19 protein-coding genes and 1 tRNA gene are annotated in these 16,439 nt (G+C 41.4%); 11 read left to right on the top strand and 9 right to left on the bottom strand.

Going from position 1 to position 16,439, the window contains the following annotated elements; translation table 11 throughout:
• Positions 1–17: 17 nt before the first annotated feature.
• Positions 18–1,625, top strand: coding sequence for a murein biosynthesis integral membrane protein MurJ (murJ, locus tag SOI84_RS04575; RefSeq protein ID WP_320675223.1), 1,608 nt, complete (start codon positions 18–20; stop codon positions 1,623–1,625).
• Here murJ and SOI84_RS04580 read toward each other — a convergent pair.
• From SOI84_RS04580 to SOI84_RS04590, 3 genes are read right to left on the bottom strand one after another with little or no spacing between them, the layout of a single operon-like run.
• Positions 1,600–1,872 (bottom strand): cytochrome-c oxidase, encoded by a 273-nt coding sequence (locus tag SOI84_RS04580; protein WP_320675224.1) that lies wholly within the window; start codon positions 1,870–1,872, stop codon positions 1,600–1,602. The genes murJ and SOI84_RS04580 overlap by 26 nt on opposite strands.
• 24 nt (positions 1,873–1,896) lie before the next feature.
• Positions 1,897–2,187 (bottom strand): DUF3181 family protein, encoded by a 291-nt coding sequence (locus SOI84_RS04585; RefSeq protein ID WP_320675225.1) that lies wholly within the window; start codon positions 2,185–2,187, stop codon positions 1,897–1,899.
• A 41-nt stretch (positions 2,188–2,228) separates the two neighbouring features.
• Positions 2,229–2,489 carry a hypothetical protein gene (locus SOI84_RS04590; RefSeq protein WP_320675226.1) on the bottom strand — a complete coding sequence of 87 codons (261 nt, stop codon included), beginning with the start codon at positions 2,487–2,489 and terminating at the stop codon, positions 2,229–2,231.
• Positions 2,490–2,578: 89 nt separating this feature from the next.
• Between SOI84_RS04590 and SOI84_RS04595 the strand changes: the two genes are divergently transcribed.
• The 6 genes from SOI84_RS04595 (at position 2,579) to SOI84_RS04620 (ending at position 8,663) form a co-directional block, all read left to right on the top strand.
• A tRNA-Arg gene (locus tag SOI84_RS04595) sits at positions 2,579–2,652 on the top strand.
• Between the two features lie 125 nt (positions 2,653–2,777).
• Positions 2,778–4,052 (top strand): serine hydroxymethyltransferase, encoded by a 1,275-nt coding sequence (gene glyA / locus SOI84_RS04600; protein WP_320675227.1) that lies wholly within the window; start codon positions 2,778–2,780, stop codon positions 4,050–4,052.
• 155 nt (positions 4,053–4,207) lie between these two features.
• Entirely contained in the window at positions 4,208–5,278 is a 1,071-nt protein-coding gene (locus tag SOI84_RS04605) for an MraY family glycosyltransferase (protein ID WP_320675359.1), read from the top strand.
• A gap of 20 nt (positions 5,279–5,298) precedes the next feature.
• The gene (locus SOI84_RS04610) at positions 5,299–6,567 is read left to right on the top strand and encodes a competence/damage-inducible protein A (RefSeq protein ID WP_320675228.1); all 1,269 of its coding nucleotides are present in this window, start codon (positions 5,299–5,301) and stop codon (positions 6,565–6,567) included.
• A gap of 24 nt (positions 6,568–6,591) precedes the next feature.
• On the top strand, positions 6,592–8,028 hold the full coding sequence (leuC, locus tag SOI84_RS04615) for a 3-isopropylmalate dehydratase large subunit (protein ID WP_320675229.1): 1,437 nt from the start codon (positions 6,592–6,594) through the stop codon (positions 8,026–8,028).
• On the top strand, positions 8,028–8,663 hold the full coding sequence (locus SOI84_RS04620) for a 3-isopropylmalate dehydratase small subunit (RefSeq protein WP_320675230.1): 636 nt from the start codon (positions 8,028–8,030) through the stop codon (positions 8,661–8,663). The genes leuC and SOI84_RS04620 overlap by 1 nt, the downstream gene beginning before the upstream one ends.
• Before the next feature lie 30 nt (positions 8,664–8,693).
• Here the strand turns inward: SOI84_RS04620 and SOI84_RS04625 are convergent, their stop codons facing one another.
• From SOI84_RS04625 to psbN, 3 genes are all read right to left on the bottom strand, one after another.
• Positions 8,694–11,768 carry a DUF3769 domain-containing protein gene (locus tag SOI84_RS04625; RefSeq protein WP_320675231.1) on the bottom strand — a complete coding sequence of 1,025 codons (3,075 nt, stop codon included), beginning with the start codon at positions 11,766–11,768 and terminating at the stop codon, positions 8,694–8,696.
• A gap of 107 nt (positions 11,769–11,875) precedes the next feature.
• A complete protein-coding gene (locus SOI84_RS04630; RefSeq protein WP_320675232.1) occupies positions 11,876–12,004 on the bottom strand; it encodes a photosystem II reaction center protein I in 129 nt (42 codons plus the stop codon).
• A 543-nt stretch (positions 12,005–12,547) separates the two neighbouring features.
• A complete protein-coding gene (psbN, locus tag SOI84_RS04635) occupies positions 12,548–12,688 on the bottom strand; it encodes a photosystem II reaction center protein PsbN (RefSeq protein WP_320675233.1) in 141 nt (46 codons plus the stop codon).
• Positions 12,689–12,773: 85 nt separating this feature from the next.
• On the opposite strand from psbN, the gene psbH reads away from it, so the two are divergent.
• Genes psbH through SOI84_RS04655 form a run of 4 tightly spaced genes read left to right on the top strand, consistent with a single transcriptional unit; the run spans position 12,774 to position 14,149 of the window.
• Positions 12,774–12,971, top strand: coding sequence for a photosystem II reaction center phosphoprotein PsbH (psbH, locus tag SOI84_RS04640; RefSeq protein ID WP_320675234.1), 198 nt, complete (start codon positions 12,774–12,776; stop codon positions 12,969–12,971).
• Between the two features lie 24 nt (positions 12,972–12,995).
• Positions 12,996–13,259, top strand: a complete 264-nt coding sequence (locus SOI84_RS04645) for a TatA/E family twin arginine-targeting protein translocase (protein WP_320675235.1) — start codon at positions 12,996–12,998, stop codon at positions 13,257–13,259.
• A gap of 15 nt (positions 13,260–13,274) precedes the next feature.
• Entirely contained in the window at positions 13,275–13,892 is a 618-nt protein-coding gene (pth, locus tag SOI84_RS04650) for an aminoacyl-tRNA hydrolase (protein WP_320675236.1), read from the top strand.
• Positions 13,892–14,149, top strand: a complete 258-nt coding sequence (locus tag SOI84_RS04655) for a DUF3146 family protein (protein ID WP_320675237.1) — start codon at positions 13,892–13,894, stop codon at positions 14,147–14,149. Before pth ends, SOI84_RS04655 begins: the two co-directional genes overlap by 1 nt.
• Here the strand turns inward: SOI84_RS04655 and SOI84_RS04660 are convergent.
• From SOI84_RS04660 to ntcA, 3 genes are read right to left on the bottom strand one after another with little or no spacing between them, the layout of a single operon-like run.
• Positions 14,127–14,564, bottom strand: a complete 438-nt coding sequence (locus SOI84_RS04660) for a resolvase (RefSeq protein ID WP_320675239.1) — start codon at positions 14,562–14,564, stop codon at positions 14,127–14,129. The two genes, SOI84_RS04655 and SOI84_RS04660, sit on opposite strands and share 23 nt — an antisense overlap.
• A gap of 5 nt (positions 14,565–14,569) precedes the next feature.
• Positions 14,570–15,598, bottom strand: a complete 1,029-nt coding sequence (locus SOI84_RS04665) for a DUF3084 domain-containing protein (RefSeq protein WP_320675240.1) — start codon at positions 15,596–15,598, stop codon at positions 14,570–14,572.
• 60 nt (positions 15,599–15,658) lie between these two features.
• Positions 15,659–16,393: a global nitrogen regulator NtcA gene (gene ntcA, locus SOI84_RS04670; RefSeq protein WP_320675241.1), complete on the bottom strand. Its 735-nt coding sequence runs from the start codon at positions 16,391–16,393 to the stop codon at positions 15,659–15,661.
• Positions 16,394–16,439 lie beyond the last annotated feature (46 nt).

The following is a 16,439-nucleotide window of genomic DNA, read 5'->3' on the forward strand; positions in this document are numbered from 1 at the left end:
GCGAACAAGATTAGCGAATGGCAAAGTCCCTTAAACGAATATCTCTAATTGTCACTCTAGGGACCCTGCTTAGCAAGGCTGGCGGATTGGCTAGACAACTTGTCATTGCAGCTGCATTTGGAGTAGGCGCTGCTTATGAAGCCTTTAATTATGCATATATTATTCCTGGCTTCCTTTTGGTAATTCTTGGAGGCATCAACGGGCCATTTCATAGCGCAATGGTTAGCGTTTTAAGCAAAAGGCCAAAAAACGAAAGCCCAAAAATACTTACTAGATTAAACACTTTAATAAGTACGTTACTAGGCTTTTTCACTCTAATAATACTAGTTTTTGCAGATCCATTAATTCACCTTGTAGGTCCAGGTCTAAGCACTGATTTACATGAAATCGCAGTAATTCAACTGCGAATAATGTCTCCTATCACATTTCTCGCAGGCTTGATAGGGCTTGGGTTTGGGACCCTTAATGCGACTAACCAATTTTGGATCCCCGCGATCTCACCGTTAATGTCTAGCTTGGCAATAATTGTTGGAGTAACCTTCCTTTGGATTCGACTTGGTTCGGAAATAGCGTCTAACCAATTTGCACTTCAAGGAGGGATTGTTCTTGCTTGTGCTGCATTAACAGGTGCTCTTTTGCAATGGGTAATTCAATTACCAGGATTAATTAGCCAAGGGTTTAATGCTATGAGAGTCTCCTGGGATTGGAAATATCCTGGGGTAATGGATGTCTGGAAAGTAATGGGTCCAGCTACTCTTTCTTCCGGGATGCTCCAAATAAATGTTTTTACAGACCTCTTTTTCGCATCAGGAATTATTGGAGCAGCGGCTGGATTGAGCTATGCCACATTCATAATTCAAACACCTTTAGGCTTGATTTCGAATGCATTATTAGTACCACTTTTACCAACATTTTCAAAGCTTGCAGGTACAAAAAAAATTTTTGAGCTTAAAGAAAGAGTAAGTCAAAGCCTCATGCTATCAACTACATCAATGATTTCTCTAGGGGCTGTTTTTATTGCACTTTCCGGACCAATTGTTGCCCTAGTTTATCAACGTGGTGCATTTGATAAAGATGCCACAACTTTAGTCGCAAGCTTACTAATTGCTTATGGAATAGGAATGCCCGTATACTTAGCGAGAGATTTACTTGTAAGAGTCTTTTATTCCCTTGAAGATGCAAAAACACCTTTGTTTTTTTCAGCAATTGGCATTGGATTAAATATTTTCTTAGATTGGATATTTGTAGGAGGACCAACTCCATGGGGAAATCAATTTCCCTTTAATTTTGGTGCCATTGGACTAGTTCTTGCAACAGCAGGGGTAAACCTTTTTACCTGTACAGCACTAATAGTTAAATTACAAATACGGCTAAATGGTTTACCCCTTAAAACTTGGTGTAAAAACACTCTCAAACTATTTCTATCAGGGCTTTTGTCTGGATTCTTTGCCTGGAGTCTTAAAAGTTTTGTCGCATGGCCTGAAACAACTATTGGACTATTGCTACAAGTAATCATTTCTACGGCCACAAGTATTGTCTGTTTTGGATTAATTGGCAGCTCATTAAAAATACAAGCCGTAGAACAAATAAGGATAGAAATCAGGAATCGACTGACCCATCATTAAGCTTCACATCGCGATCATCCCGAACCCGAATAGAGAACTCACACCTGTTTCCTATCAGCTTTGTGGTTTGTGTTGAGACAATGCGTGCTTCAATCCCAAACTCTTGAAAAGCAGTTTCCATTTCTTGTATTAAAGCTTTCTCTACCTGTGCTTCAGCATCAACGACTTTCCCAATGAGCCGCTCGCCCAAGCGACCTATCCGACGTCGAACGACATCTCTAGCATTGGTGACTTCAATTAAAAGCACATGTCTCCAACAATTATCTGCACCCTATCTAGAGAAGGGGGCAATAAGGTCAATCAAATCATGAACCTGACTTGAAGGTATTAATTCTCCTAGTGGTAGTTGGCTTTTACCGCCAGCTATGGAAACTTGTACCGAAGCGAGTGCCTTCTCAACTGCAAGCTCTGGACCATCCTCAAGACGGACCAAACACTCAATAGCCAGTGATTTTGCAACCCCTGCGTCCCCTAAATAAAGGTGCCAATTAGCAATCTGAATGTAAAGCTGATCAGCAATAGAAGCTTCCAGGTCCTTTAAATAGGCTTGGTCAATACTCATAAGAAGCCTTGTGTAGAAAATTTTTGTTACTCAGAAAAAGTTCAAACTGAACTTTCACTCTCATCCTTTGTCTGAACTGGACGTTGACTAATCACCAAAGCCAAATGTCCAAAAAGAACTAAGAGCCAAAACTCACTAAACCAACTTAGATGGGGCCAGGGATGCCGAATCTGTTGCCAAAACCAAAGCCCACTGTTCAAAGCAGAGAAAGCCATGGCGTGAAGAACGAAGTTCACAATCCGAGAAAAGTGCTTATAAGTCGGATTGTTGTTGTCTGATGTGCCATACCATTTAATAGGCATTGAAAAAAACGCGTCTACTTGATTCTGGAGCTTATACCTCCATATAGTTGACGAATGTCCCCTTGATAGGTTGTTATTGAATCTTTCATGCGCCTGTAGCTCAGCGGATTAGAGCATCTGACTACGGATCAGAGGGTCGGGAGTTCGAATCTCTCCAGGCGCGTTCCTTACATTTCATCAAGGGTTGACTAAAAATCAAAAAGAGCAAGCAATTGCTGAAAAAGAAGAAATATCTAGCAATAAAAAGCCTTCGCTTGAATACGATCTCATCAAGACCTTCCTAAAATCATGAACGCTGATTCACTAAAGACAATCGACTCAACTTTGGTCGAATCAGATCCGGAAATAGCATCCCTAATAGAAAAAGAACTTTTCCGACAACAGCAACACCTTGAAATGATTGCGAGCGAAAATTTTGCTTCGCGATCTGTAATGGAAGCTCAAGGCTCAGTACTTACGAACAAATACGCAGAAGGTCTGCCAAATAAGCGCTACTACGGAGGATGTGAATATGTCGACTTGATCGAAAAATTAGCTATCGATCGGGCTAAAAAATTATTCAATGCGGATTGGGCGAATGTTCAGCCTCATAGTGGCGCCCAAGCAAACTTTGCTGTTTTTCTTGCACTACTTAAGCCAGGTGAAAAAATAATGGGTATGGACCTCTCTCATGGTGGTCATTTAACACATGGATCGCCTGTAAACGTAAGTGGGAAATGGTTCAAAACCAGTCATTACGGAGTGGACCTTGCAAGCCAAAAGCTCAATATGGAGAAGCTTAGACAGCAAGCCTTAGAAGAAAAGCCCAGACTAATAATCTGCGGCTATTCGGCATACCCAAGGGAAATTGATTTCCAAGCTTTTCGCTCCATTGCTGATGAGATTGGTGCATACCTAGTCGCAGATATGGCTCACATTGCAGGCTTAGTTGCTGCAGGCATACATCCAAACCCTGTTCCTATATGCGATGTAGTGACAACAACCACTCACAAGACCCTTCGGGGACCAAGAGGAGGGCTAATCCTTTGCAGAGACCAAGAATTAGGCCGAAAGCTTGACAAAGCAGTTTTCCCTGGCACACAAGGAGGACCGCTACAACACGTTATCGCCGCCAAGGCGGTAGCTTTCAAAGAAGCTTTAGAACCTGAATTTAAAGATTACAGCCAACAAGTGGTTCGTAATTCCAAGGCGTTGGCAAGGTGCCTTGAGAAGAGAAAAATCTCTGTAGTTAGCGGAGGCACCGATAACCATATTGTTTTAATTGATCTCAGAAGTATCGGGATGACTGGAAAAGTTGCAGACAAGCTTGTTGAGGATATCAACATCACTGCGAACAAGAACACTGTTCCTTTTGACCCAGAATCACCATTCGTAACTAGTGGACTTCGCTTAGGAACAGCAGCACTAACAACAAGAGGAATGAATGAATCTGCTTTCGAAGAAGTTGGTAATTTAATTGCGGATCGACTCTTGACTCCAGACGATGAAGAGATCAAGCAAAAATGCCTTGAAACAGTCCAGAAAATTTGCAAGCGTTTCCCGCTTTATCCCGGAAAAAAATAAAGGTTCGTATATTCAGGATTCAAATAAGAAACTTGATCCAAATGCCACACTGTCTAGGATTACTTTTTAAGGGCCAATCCCTTACCACCTAAGTCGCAAGAGCCTCAGTGACCTCTGAGATCAGACCTCTAATTGTAGCTTTCGCGACCTTCTTAATGGCCGCCACATTCACTGCATTTTTTGTGCCAGGAGTGAAAGCTCTTTGCTTAAGGCTCGGGTTAATTGATTCACCAGACAAAAGGAAACAGCATCGTTCCCCCATGGTTCGACTTGGTGGAGTTGCAATGATTTTTGGATTTTGTTGTGCCCTAACTATTACTTGGCTTATAGGCGGATTCGGATTACTTCCACCTCTCAAAGATCAACTTATCTGGACAACGCTCGCTGGAGGCCTTTGTTTTTTCTTAATCGGATTAGCAGATGACTTGTTCGCTCTCCCTCCTTTTCCTCGATTAATTGGACAAGTCTCCATCGCAATGGCCATTTGGTCCCAAGGACTCCGAATAGGGGCCATTGAGATGCCCTGGCTTGGGGAAGAAAGCTCCCTAATGGTTTTACCACCTCTTCTTAGCCTTATTTCTACTGTGATCTGGCTGGTAGGAATAACTAATGCCATCAATTGGCTTGATGGATTAGACGGTCTTGCTGCTGGAGTAGCTGGAATAGCTGCCATAGGATTGATATCAGTTAGCTTTTCCCTTCACCAGGTTGCAGCTGGTTTCCTAGCAGCAGCTCTTGCTGGATGTTGTTTAGGTTTTTTGAGACATAATTTCAACCCTGCAAGAATATTCATGGGTGATGGTGGCTCATATTTTCTAGGGTTTACCTTGGCCGCAATAAGCATTATTGGCCCTGCTAAAGGGCTTACAACGGTAAGTCTTTTACTCCCTTTATTAATCCTCTCACTACCTTTAGCAGACATGTCAGCGGTGATAATGAGCCGACTAAGAGAAGGGCGATCCCCCTTTCATCCGGATAGAAGTCACATCCACCACCGACTCCTAAGAGCAGGATTTAGTCATCGAAAAACAGTTCTATTACTATATGCATTTACTCAATGGCTAGGTGCACTTGCTCTTGTAGTCGCTAATGCTGAAATGAGATTTCTCTGGCTGACGGTAGCAACAGCTATTCTCATTACAGCAGTCTTATTAAGTCGCAAAGAATTGATCGATAGTCGAAAAACTAATCAACCTTTAAACACAACTTCCCCAAGAGTAAAGTAAAGAAAATCATTATTTAACAAATGATTGGTGCCACCGAAAACGCGACCGAAATATTATGTATAGGAACGGAGTTACTTCTTGGAAATATATTAAACAGCAATTCCTCCTGGCTTTCTGAACAAATCGCCCTCTTGGGGCTTCCCCACTACAGGCAGTCAGTTATTGGAGACAACGAAGAACGCTTAATAGAAACAATTAATGAAGCGTCTAGTCGTTGCCGAATTCTTATCACAACTGGTGGTCTTGGCCCAACACAAGATGACATTACATTCTCATCTCTCGCGAAGGCATTCAATGCTAAATTGGAAGAAAATAAAAAAGTATGGGAAGAAATTAAACGAAAGGAGTTTTCAAAACATAAGGAAATTTCAACCACAAGTAGAAAGCAAGCATTTGTTCCCAAAGGCTCAGAAATAATCCCTAATAAACATGGCACAGCGCCTGGAATTATATTCACCCCAAAGGATAACTTTACAGTAATTTGCCTGCCAGGAGTTCCATATGAAATGCGTGAAATGTGGAGCACTTCAGTAACTAGATGGCTTCAAAAAAACCTAAGTTTATCTACCAAACTAGAGAGCACATTCCTTAATTTTGCAGGGATTTCAGAGCCAAAGCTTGCAGAAATTGTTGCAGACCTAATGGATCAAGAGAATCCATCTGTTGCACCTTATGCAAGTTTAGGAGATATAAAGCTTCGCATCACAGCAAGAAGTCAAACATCGGGGCAATCTCAACAACTACTATTACCTATTGAGAAAGAAATCTTATCTAGAACAGGCTCTCTTTGTTATGGAAAAGGAGAAGAAACCCTGGCTTCTGTGGCTCTACAACTTCTAAGAGTCAGAGATCAAACTCTATCGGTGGCAGAGTCTTGTACTGGGGGCAAACTCGGCGCAGCATTAACAGAGATTAAAGGTGCTTCTGAAAATTTTGTTGGCGGAATTATTGCATATTCAAATCAAACTAAGAAGGATTTACTTGGGGTTCACCATCAACTGCTTGAAAAACATGGAGCAGTATCTAAAGAAGTTGCCCTTTCAATGGCTAAAGGGTTAAAGAAAAAGATTAAGTCGGATTGGGCTATATCAATTACTGGCATAGCTGGACCTGATGGCGGCACACAATCCAAGCCGATCGGGACAGTATTCATAGCAATCATTGGTCCTAACTGCTGCCAGGTAAGCCAAGAAAAATTTGGGGAGCACACTGGGAGAAAAGGCATTCAAACGCTTAGCGTTGTAAGGAGCCTTGACCTATTCCGTTTAACTTTGCATTCGCAGAGCTAGGGTCTTCAACATCGCCTCTGATCTTTGAGCTCCAACACCCTCTACGACAAGGTTTGGGATTTGCACCGAGTGGCTGAGTTACCTACTGGCCCAACTCAATTATTTATAGGGCTTCATTTAATCCATGAGGTAACAAGTCCTCAAGCATTTTCCGCTTTAAAAGAGAAGGGATTATCAGTTTTTTGCCCTCAGAGAACAGTAGCGACTGTTGATCACATAGTCCCAACAACAAGCCAAGCACGTCCGTTCTCCGATCCCTTAGCAGAAGAAATGCTTTCTACCCTGGAAAGAAACTGCTTGGAACAAGAAATAAAATTGCATGGCTTAAACAGTGGGAACCAAGGGATTGTCCATGTAATTGCTCCTGAACTAGGTCTTAGTCAGCCTGGGATGACAATTGCTTGTGGAGATTCCCACACCTCTACTCATGGGGCTTTTGGGGCAATCGCCTTCGGCATTGGCACTAGTCAAGTAAGAGATGTCTTGGCTACTCAAAGTTTGTCAATGAACAAACTGAAAGTGCGGCGGCTTTGGATTGGTGGAAACTTACAAAAAGGCGTATATGCCAAAGACCTGATTCTTCACATCATCAAGACCTTAGGGGTCAAAGCAGGAGTCGGCTATGCCTATGAATTTGGCGGGCCGGCAATTACAGCATTATCTATGGAAGAAAGAATGACTGTTTGCAACATGGCAATAGAAGGTGGTGCGCGATGTGGCTACATCAATCCAGATTCAGTCACATTTGCTTATCTCCAGGGAAGAGTCCACTCACCCAAAGGGAATGCCTGGGAAAATGCATTGAAATGGTGGTCCACTCTAGCCAGTGGGGCAGAGGCTATTTACGACGATGAAGTTACCTTTGACGCCACAGAAATCGCACCAACCGTGACCTGGGGCATCACACCAGGGCAGGGAATCTCGATTGATGAATCAATCCCTACACCAGAATCACTAGGCCCAAACGAACGTGAAAGTGCTGAAGAAGCATATAAATATATGGGCCTCAAACCCGGCTCAAATATTACTGGCTTACCTATTGATGTTTGTTTTATAGGAAGCTGCACAAATGGTCGCCTTAGCGATCTAAAGGCTGCAGCAAGTATTGCCGAAGGTCAACAAGTAGCAGAAGGTGTCAAAGCATTTGTAGTTCCAGGATCTGAAGCCGTAGCAAGAGCAGCAAAAGATGAAGGGCTTAACAAACTCTTTGAAAAAGCAGGTTTTGAATGGAGAGAACCTGGGTGTTCAATGTGTTTGGCGATGAATCCAGACCGCCTTGAAGGGCGTCAAATTAGTGCAAGTTCAAGCAATAGGAACTTCAAAGGCAGACAAGGCTCCTCAACCGGTAGAACATTATTAATGAGTCCTGCAATGGTCGCAGCCGCGGCAATTACAGGGAAAGTAACAGATATTAGAACCATATTAAAAAGCAATCCAACTAAAAGCTCTTCTAATAAGTGATGAGAACCAACCCTTACTTCCCAAAAGGAATAATTGAACGAGTCGAAGGACAAGCAATTTCCTTAAGAGGAGATGATATTGATACTGACCGAATAATTCCAGCTAGATACCTTAAATGCATCAGCTTTGAACATCTTGGAGAGAGTGTTTTTGCAGATGACCGTAATGAATTACAAGGGAATCATCCTTTTGACAGGAAAGAAAATAAATGCTGCTCAATTCTTATAGTAAATAAAAACTTTGGATGTGGTTCAAGCAGAGAGCATGCACCTCAAGCTCTTATGCGATGGGGAATAAGAGCTATTATTGGAGAAAGTTTTGCTGAAATCTTCTATGGAAATTGCCTAGCGCTTGGGATCCCATGTGCAACTGGAATCACTTCAACAATAAAAAATATCCAAGAGACTACCGAGTTAGGTTCTCAAAAAGCATTAAGACTTGATCTAACAAAAAAGAAGCTTGAATCACAAAATAAAAGCTGGGAAATAGATATCGAAGAGATGTCACGGAAAATGCTTATCCAGGGTAGTTGGGATGCAACATCAGAATTGATCAAACAATCTAAAGCTCTAAATCAGAAAATAAAAAACCTTCCTTACCTAAATAACTTCTTTATATGTCAAGAAAAATTTTAGAATGAAGGTTGAGAACGAAGAATTAATTCATTAAAAAATAGGTTCAGATTGTTTTTCACTTGGCAAAAATGGAACGCCAGTTCCATTAAAGTCGAAATCATTCAAGCGAATACGAAAACCACCTATTTTCTTATAAGGGTTAAAATATATACCAAAATCATAAGCCCTTCTTTGTAAGCGCAATTCAATATTAGAGTTAATTACATCACCATAGTAATCTGATGCGGGGTCAATATTATATTCAAAACCAGCATTGAACAATAAAGGGCCATAAATCTGCTGAGTCAATCCAATTCCCAAAGTTCCAAGGTCAATTGCCTGATCAAATACAAATGGGCTTGAGCCTCTCTTAAACGTTACGCCTGAAGATAGCGAAATTCTAGTAAAACTAAAGGCTTTCTGATCAAATTTACCTAAGGTTGCCGTAGGACCACCACTTATTCCAAATAGAGATTGTCTTCTGCCATCACCATATCCTGAAAGTGCAAAGTTAATGTTGCTATCAAACGTCAATCCAGGAATCATCGCCTCAGGTGAATATCTATACGCATGATTTGCATCAAGCTTGGCCGCCTTTCCTTCAAATATTTGATATTTATTTGTTAGTGAGCCAAATATATTTCCACGCCATAAATCAGAAATACTCTTTTCCCTATAATTTTCTGCCTGATAATTACCAGCACCAATTCTCAATAAATAACTATTTGTCGTATTTTGCCAATCCCACTCGCCTTTTTTTTGAAAGAAGGTTCCAAAGGCTGAATAAATATCCGTCTCACCGAGAGAACCGTTCCAAGCCCTATACCTATAAGTACTAAATAATCTCGTATCAATTTCACCAACAACTGGAAGTTCTGTTGTTTTACTAAGAGCACCCCAATAACGACTCCCATTTACTAAGTTAGTTGTATTGAAAGTACTTATATCTGCATTAGCTTCAAGATTCCAGTTCCAAATCTTTCCATCCAAAACTGCTTCCAGACCAAGAAGGTCTGATAAAGAAGCTGATTGGACGACTTCACTACTCTCAGAAGAGGACCCAGGTGCAATATAGCTTCGAGTTTTACCATCAACAGCTCTTTGAAAGTTAAATTGTGGCTGTAAAAACAGTTGATTGTTCTTAAATAGATTGATTGGCTTGAGATTACGTCCAATAAAAAATCCATCTCTATCATCTCTATCAATACCAAAGACCCATCTATTTTCTATCTCTTCGGCTTTCTCAAGCATATATGACCTGGCTACAGGAATTGAAAGCCTTTCCTCCAAAACAAGCTGATTACGACCTGTTTTAATACTGGTAGAGCCATCTTTTTCCTCTTTCGCAACAACATCCTCAGCATCTATTCTTGCTTGTGAAGGGGTATATGGATCATTAGTAAACCCCATACGCTCGGCTTCCCACCCCTCTGAGGTGATAAAAACCTTTGTTGCTTGAACTCGCCAGCGTTTGATTCGCCCTTTGATGAATTTAGTGTTGCCAATCTGAGTCAGCTGTGGAGGCTGAATACCACCAAAGACATTCTTATCTTCAACGTTCCGTAAAGTGCGAGGTATCCCAATGCGTTTTTCTATAGTTAAAGAGTTATTAAGCTTTAAATCATAAATACGTTGATCAATTGAAGAAATAGCTTTTTCTCTGAGAGCCTCTTCTTGGGATCTTGTTAGGTTCACATTTGAAGACTTTGAAACCAGGTTTTTCTCTGAGCTCGTTTTCAATACTGGAGAGAAATCCTCCAGAGTAAATTCATAATCACCCTGCATCTCCTCAGAAAATTCTTCTCCAGATTGATCAGGCGAATGATCAGAAACTTCTCTTATTTCTTGATCATTACAACCAATAGGAATAGGAGCTAAATCAGTCAAAGATTTACGTCTTTCAGGACCCCATCGATATCTAAATCCAACTAAATAGCCATTTCCTCCACCATGAACACCATCAAAAAGTCCAAATGCACCTGATCGATGATGCAATCTGCCAACAAGAGAAAATTTGCGATTCAAGCTTGCTTCAATTTCAAAACCTAAATAATTTAATAGCTGAGATGATTTACTCCTAAAAGTATTTTCATACTGACCTGTTTGTGTGTAGTAACTAACCCCTTCAATAACTCCAAAACTCAACCAAGGTTGCACCCACAATCTAGCACCAATGCCAACTATACCCTCGTCAAAACTATGATCTGGAAGATCTGCATAAGGTATTTCCTGATTGAACTTACCTCCATCTTGCTTAAAAGATTCATGATGAAAGATGTCCCCTTCTAGCTCTACGGAAAAAACGCCAGAACGATATATCCTCTTCTGCAAACCAATTCCCAAAAGATACTCTGGCCTTTTTCGCCCTTTAAAAACAAACGCCTCACCAAAACCTGAATCAACCATCTGCCCACCCCAAAGTGTTAGCGACCATGGATGAGGTTGCCAATCAGGAGGTTTTGGCAGGCTTGGAGGACAGGCCATCCCTTGATCAGTTTTATAGGGATGATTGAGCTTGTCGAAGTTGGTTTCAACCACAAAAGATTGAGGGTCAGATATAACCTTCTCCTTATCAAGTATGCTTAACTCCCCTGATTTCTTATCCGTATCAGGATTGCTATTAATAATAATATCCTCGTCAGTTTTCTCTAAGTTAGAGAAGTCAAACAAGACAGAGTCTAATTCTAATAGTCCATAAACATCTTCTAACTCTCCGGTTTTATTTCTGAAATCATAAATAAATGAGCTTGCCTGAAAGTAATTCGGCCCACGTTTAAAACGAACACTCCCAAAAGCATGCAAAGTCTTGAATTCATTATCAAATTCAATCCGATCAGCAAATAGCAAAGCTCCATTTACAAGTAGCTCTACCTTTCCCTGGGCAATAAAGAGCTTTTTCCTACTGTCATAGGTCTGTATATCAGCCTTCAGCTCTAATGACTTAGGAGGAGAAACTTTGGGGAAAACATTTTGTTTAGCCCGATCCGACACAGGCGAATCGGGCTCTGAAGGAGCTGATTGTCCATCAGGTGAGCTATTCGACTCTGCATGCGAAGGACTTGGACCTCCCCAAAACGCAATCGGGGCCAAAAGTCCGAAAATAAATATTGAGGGGCTTCTCGCCAACAAAAGCTCTGGGCTGAAGACGCTGATACTGCCACGACATTGGCAATAAAAGAATCAACCCCAGTCCAGTGTGAGGCCTGACTTAAGAGGTTCTCTCAATAAAAGGCTCAGTCTTGCTGGCCTTCGAGGTCCTTACGGGCTGGTGTTCTTGTTGGATCGCTCGCAAGGAAACCGAATAGGAAAACCCCTACGAAGAAGAAGACCATTGTGTAAACGGAAATCTTGAGGGCGAGCATTGGGTCCGACCACGACTAAAAATCATTCACATCTTATGAGGCATTGAGGTGAAATCACTAGGGGAAGGGGGGTAGAAGCACCATGATTGGCGCGGATTGAAATGTTTCGAGGCTTAATAAAGCCCTCAGAAGCCAAGGCCGACTCTATATAAAACCAAAGGAATCTAAAAAGCATTGAAAGTAAGAAATGAATATAAAGCCTTGTTAGCAAAGGGGTTGAATTTAACTTTATATTAACTTAATAAGCAAATCTAGAAGTTCTAGAAAAAGGATTATTTAGCTCAAACTGCTCTCTGGTAAATGGTTTATTGAGTTAATAGCAAAAGGTCAACACATCAAAACAAATAAAAAATGCATTCATAAAAGATTTGAAGGCAATTTTTGAAGAAGGCCTATGAATCGCTCGTCTAAAAAGTGCAAAATTTGCAGTCAAAGTATTTCGATTTATAAATCGAAATTCACTGGATTCGCCCCCTCAAAGGGTCGTGTGACAGTTCTTTTTTTGCCACATGACTGTTTTTTAGGGGGCTTTTGGTTCAGCTATTAATCATCATGCTCATCAAAAGGATCGTCGAGTTTCTTAGAGGGAGGGCCAAAAGATGTATAAATACCAAAACCTGTTAAACCAAATAAAGCAACCAACAGGCCTAGCATTAGGGAGAGAGCAGGAGAAGTAGTTTGCATCAAATCACTCGACGAAGTAGGCCTCTTTAGGGGTGTTACCCATAGAATATCGAAACTTAAACTTCAAAAGCGAAAAACCTTCACCATGGGACAAAAAACCGCAATCGGAAGTCTACTCAAATCGATTGGCAATAACGGCCAAGGGAAAGTCGTCCCTGGATGGGGCACCACTCCTGCCATGGCTTTTATTGGTGTAATGCTCTTGGTCTTTCTGACGATCATGCTGCAGGTATACAACCAATCTCTTTTACTCCAAGGGATTTCTGTTGATTGGAACGGTTAATTCCAACCCAAAAAGGTCTACTAAATGAATGTATTTGGCATCGGTCTACCCGAAATAGCGGTTATCGGTGCCTTGGCACTCATAGTATTTGGCCCAAAACGTTTGCCTGAACTAGGTAGAAGCCTTGGCAAAACTCTGAAGAGTTTTCAAGCAGCTTCAGGTGAATTTGAAAAAGAAATTCAAAAAGCCATGGCTGATCCTGAGCCAGTAAACACTTCTGATCTTCAAAACTCACCGGAATTTGAAGAGGGTAAAAAAGTTATTGACTCCGATCATTCAAAAAAATGATCTCAGAATTAAAAGATGAGTCTTGAGGATCTGCGCCTGTTGGTAGGTCTTGGCAACCCTGGCTCCAGATACACCTCTACACGGCATAACATTGGATTTATGGCCATTGAGAGATTGGCCAAAAGGCAATCTGTAAACTTTAAAACGCATAAAAATATTAATGGGCGAATCGCAGATCTAGTAAACAGGCAAAAACAACTAAAGCTTTTACTTCCAGATACCTATATGAATGAAAGTGGCCAAGCAATAAACGCTTGCTTGAAATGGTTCGATATTGAAGTTACTCAAATCCTTGTGATAGTGGATGACATGGACCTGCCTCTCGGACGCCTAAGACTTAGAGCTAGTGGTGGTTCTGGGGGGCATAATGGCCTTCGCAGCACCATTCAACATCTGAAAACAGAGAATTTTTGCCGCTTAAGGATTGGAATTGGAGCGCCACCAGGGGAGCCTGTGTTACGGAAATCAAAAACGACATCTCATGTGCTTGGCAATTTCACCGCCGAAGAAAAACCATTATTGGAAGAAATTCTTAACGAGGTAGTGCTAGGACCTGATTTAATTCAGCGAAATGGCTTCGCAAAAGCTTCTGATCATCTCAACAGCTATTCGCCTCTCCACAATCAGGCCTGATGGGAACGCTCCCAGCGACAACAGCTCATTTAAGAGTAACTAGCCAAAGTTTCACGAAACAATGCCTCAATGGAGTCGTCTCAGCTGGAGAGTTCGAATGGTATTTCAGCTGGTCCTTTGGGAAAGGAAAGCTTCTTGTTGAGCCTTCTCTTGGCAGAGCGCTAATAGAAGATGCCTTACTGCGCTTCCTTATTAGAGCTGACTACAATCTTGAGCCTGGAGGAGATTACGTGTTTACTGTGAGAGCTCGTTTCTAACTCTTTGAGGCCCTGGCCAAGTAAATTTTTTTTCTAAAAAATCTTCAAGGAGAACTAATGCAGCCACAGCATCTAAATCATTTGGCGGAAGAAGCAGTCCCTTTGGGAACCAACCTAAAAACTTACTTATTGGCCATAGTTCGTAATAACGATTTCTTGCTCGAATAGTTGTACCTTTTTCATTAACGAGTGTCACAGGCAAGATCTCTCTCAATATCCCATACACCTCTGAACTAGATGTTCCATTCCCTAAAATCAGTCTTTCTATTTTTGCCTTCTCCTTCCACTGGAGAACTATCTCTCGGACTCTTTTTGGTGAAGCTATTTTCCCATCTAAGACAATTCCAAGCTGTGGGGCAACCAAAACAAGCCCACATTTATGACGTCCGGGATCTATCGATACAAGACATTCCATAAGAGTTATCTAAATCGTTTTTTTTGTTTTTTTTCTACTAGCTTAAGCCTCACATATAACGGATCTGCCGTCTTACTGTTTCTTAAAGCAATCGCTTCCAATTGAACAATATCATCCGATCTTTCCATAATCACTTGACCAAGCTCATTAAGTGAGTTCGAGTCATATCTTAATCCAGTTGCAAGTGACCCTCTTCTTTTAGCTTCTGCCAATGCAGATGCTAAAAGAAGCTTTAAACGATTACGAACAGATGAAGAATTGCGCTCATTTGCCTTTGTTGTTGTTGTTGCCAAAACTTCGCCTTTTTCAACAACTTTTATATTCGGGCGAACTTCTGGAAAACCATATACCACATTTTCCCCTAGCAAAACATTAGCTGCGGAACGAAAGTTAACCACCCATGTCCCGTCCTGACGTATTACTTTCTCAAGTAATTTAATATCATTTTTTGGGACTAATAATATCTGCCTATTGGCCTTTTCCCCTGGTCTAACAAGACTAAAGGCCTCAGAGTTAGCCTGCTGCAATAGACGATCAATAACCCTCTTAGCTTGCTCAGGTTTTTGCAACCTAAGAGTTGCTGTTGCCAATGGTTGTCCACTACTTATAACTACGTTGCCACTTCTTAATGCAATCAAATTTGATTCAAGCTCTTTAAGTTCCTTTTCTCCAGCAATAATTCTTCTACGAACTCTACCTAATTCTAATTCTGTGTTTTTCATATCTTCGTCTTTCTTCACCTGCGCTAGCCGACTTATCTTAAGAGCTTCTCTACTACTCTTAAGTCTTAATTCCAAGTCGCTAAGTTCAAAAAGTCCTACACGCAATTGTCGGCTCACAAGCAACATGAAGCTAAAAGAAACCGCACTAATCAGACTTCCAGTTAATACTGTTATTAATACAGCAGTGCTCCTAGGCCGCAAATTAAAAACGCTTAATCTTGCTTTGCCTACGCGGCTTCCCAAACGATCTCCAAGAGTGGACAGAACACCCCCAAGAATCAACAAAGAAAAAATCAGCAGCCAACCAGTCACATCAAAGGTAATTCAAAAAAGAAGGTTTTCTAGGCCTAATGAGTTGGTCCGGAGCAGGACCTAGCTAAATCGCTTAGCAAGAGCAATTGGATCAAAAACAGTAATTTTCTTGCGCTCAATCTGCACTAGGCCAGAGCTCCTTAAATCTCCCAATAGACGAGTAATTGTGACCCTAGTGGAGCCTATCGCCTCAGCAATTGCTTGATGGGACAGTTTTAGGTCAATAGTTATGCCTTCCTTCTTTGGAACCCCAAAATCTCTGCATAAAACTAGTAAAAAGCTCACTAATCTCGAAGACATATCTCGATGAGTAAGAGTCTCGATCATAGTTTCGGTTTGTAATATCCGACTCGAAAGTCCCTGTAAAAGCAATAATCCTACCTTCGGATCATTCTCCATGGCCTGCTTGACAGAGGTTGCTGGCGCTGTTGTCATCTCAACACGAGTAAAGGCTACTGCGTGATAAAAACGATCTGAACGATGGCCTGTTAGCAAAGACAGAACTCCAAAAAGACTGTTCTCTCTGAGCATTGCCACTGTAATTTCCTCCCCAGACTCATAAACCCTTGAAAGCTTTACTGCACCACGACGTATCAAATAAACCCTCTCGGCTGGATCACCTGGAAAAAAAATCGTCTTTGATCTAGCAACAATCTCAATAGATGCTCCATCTAAACCACGGATTACCTGGTGAAGAGTTTTGTCTTCTGATGGAACTAAATTTCCCAACTTTAAAGCTTCTTTCCTAGAAGGATGAGGGGAGTAACGACTAAAGCCGGATGTAACGCCGGCCATAAACGCAACGTATATTTGTTGAAATTAAGCAGCTTGAGAGAAATCT

Source organism: Prochlorococcus sp. MIT 1341 (assembly GCF_034092415.1).
Taxonomy (GTDB): domain Bacteria; phylum Cyanobacteriota; class Cyanobacteriia; order PCC-6307; family Cyanobiaceae; genus AG-363-P08.

Excerpts from the sequence above, each read along its gene's own strand:
- SOI84_RS04645 (WP_320675235.1), top strand. The coding sequence starts at position 12,996 with ATGAATGTATTTGGCATCGGTCTACCCGAAATAGCGGTTATCGGTGCC.
- SOI84_RS04630 (WP_320675232.1), bottom strand. The coding sequence starts at position 12,004 with ATGCTCGCCCTCAAGATTTCCGTTTACACAATGGTCTTCTTCTTCGTA.
- glyA (WP_320675227.1), top strand. The coding sequence starts at position 2,778 with ATGAACGCTGATTCACTAAAGACAATCGACTCAACTTTGGTCGAATCA.
- murJ (WP_320675223.1), top strand. The coding sequence starts at position 18 with ATGGCAAAGTCCCTTAAACGAATATCTCTAATTGTCACTCTAGGGACC.
- SOI84_RS04660 (WP_320675239.1), bottom strand. The coding sequence starts at position 14,564 with ATGGAATGTCTTGTATCGATAGATCCCGGACGTCATAAATGTGGGCTT.
- SOI84_RS04585 (WP_320675225.1), bottom strand. The coding sequence starts at position 2,187 with ATGAGTATTGACCAAGCCTATTTAAAGGACCTGGAAGCTTCTATTGCT.
- SOI84_RS04590 (WP_320675226.1), bottom strand. The coding sequence starts at position 2,489 with ATGCCTATTAAATGGTATGGCACATCAGACAACAACAATCCGACTTAT.
- SOI84_RS04655 (WP_320675237.1), top strand. The coding sequence starts at position 13,892 with ATGGGAACGCTCCCAGCGACAACAGCTCATTTAAGAGTAACTAGCCAA.
- SOI84_RS04610 (WP_320675228.1), top strand. The coding sequence starts at position 5,299 with ATGATTGGTGCCACCGAAAACGCGACCGAAATATTATGTATAGGAACG.
- pth (WP_320675236.1), top strand. The coding sequence starts at position 13,275 with ATGAGTCTTGAGGATCTGCGCCTGTTGGTAGGTCTTGGCAACCCTGGC.
- SOI84_RS04605 (WP_320675359.1), top strand. The coding sequence starts at position 4,208 with ATGGCCGCCACATTCACTGCATTTTTTGTGCCAGGAGTGAAAGCTCTT.
- psbH (WP_320675234.1), top strand. The coding sequence starts at position 12,774 with ATGGGACAAAAAACCGCAATCGGAAGTCTACTCAAATCGATTGGCAAT.
- psbN (WP_320675233.1), bottom strand. The coding sequence starts at position 12,688 with ATGCAAACTACTTCTCCTGCTCTCTCCCTAATGCTAGGCCTGTTGGTT.
- ntcA (WP_320675241.1), bottom strand. The coding sequence starts at position 16,393 with ATGGCCGGCGTTACATCCGGCTTTAGTCGTTACTCCCCTCATCCTTCT.
- SOI84_RS04620 (WP_320675230.1), top strand. The coding sequence starts at position 8,028 with ATGAGAACCAACCCTTACTTCCCAAAAGGAATAATTGAACGAGTCGAA.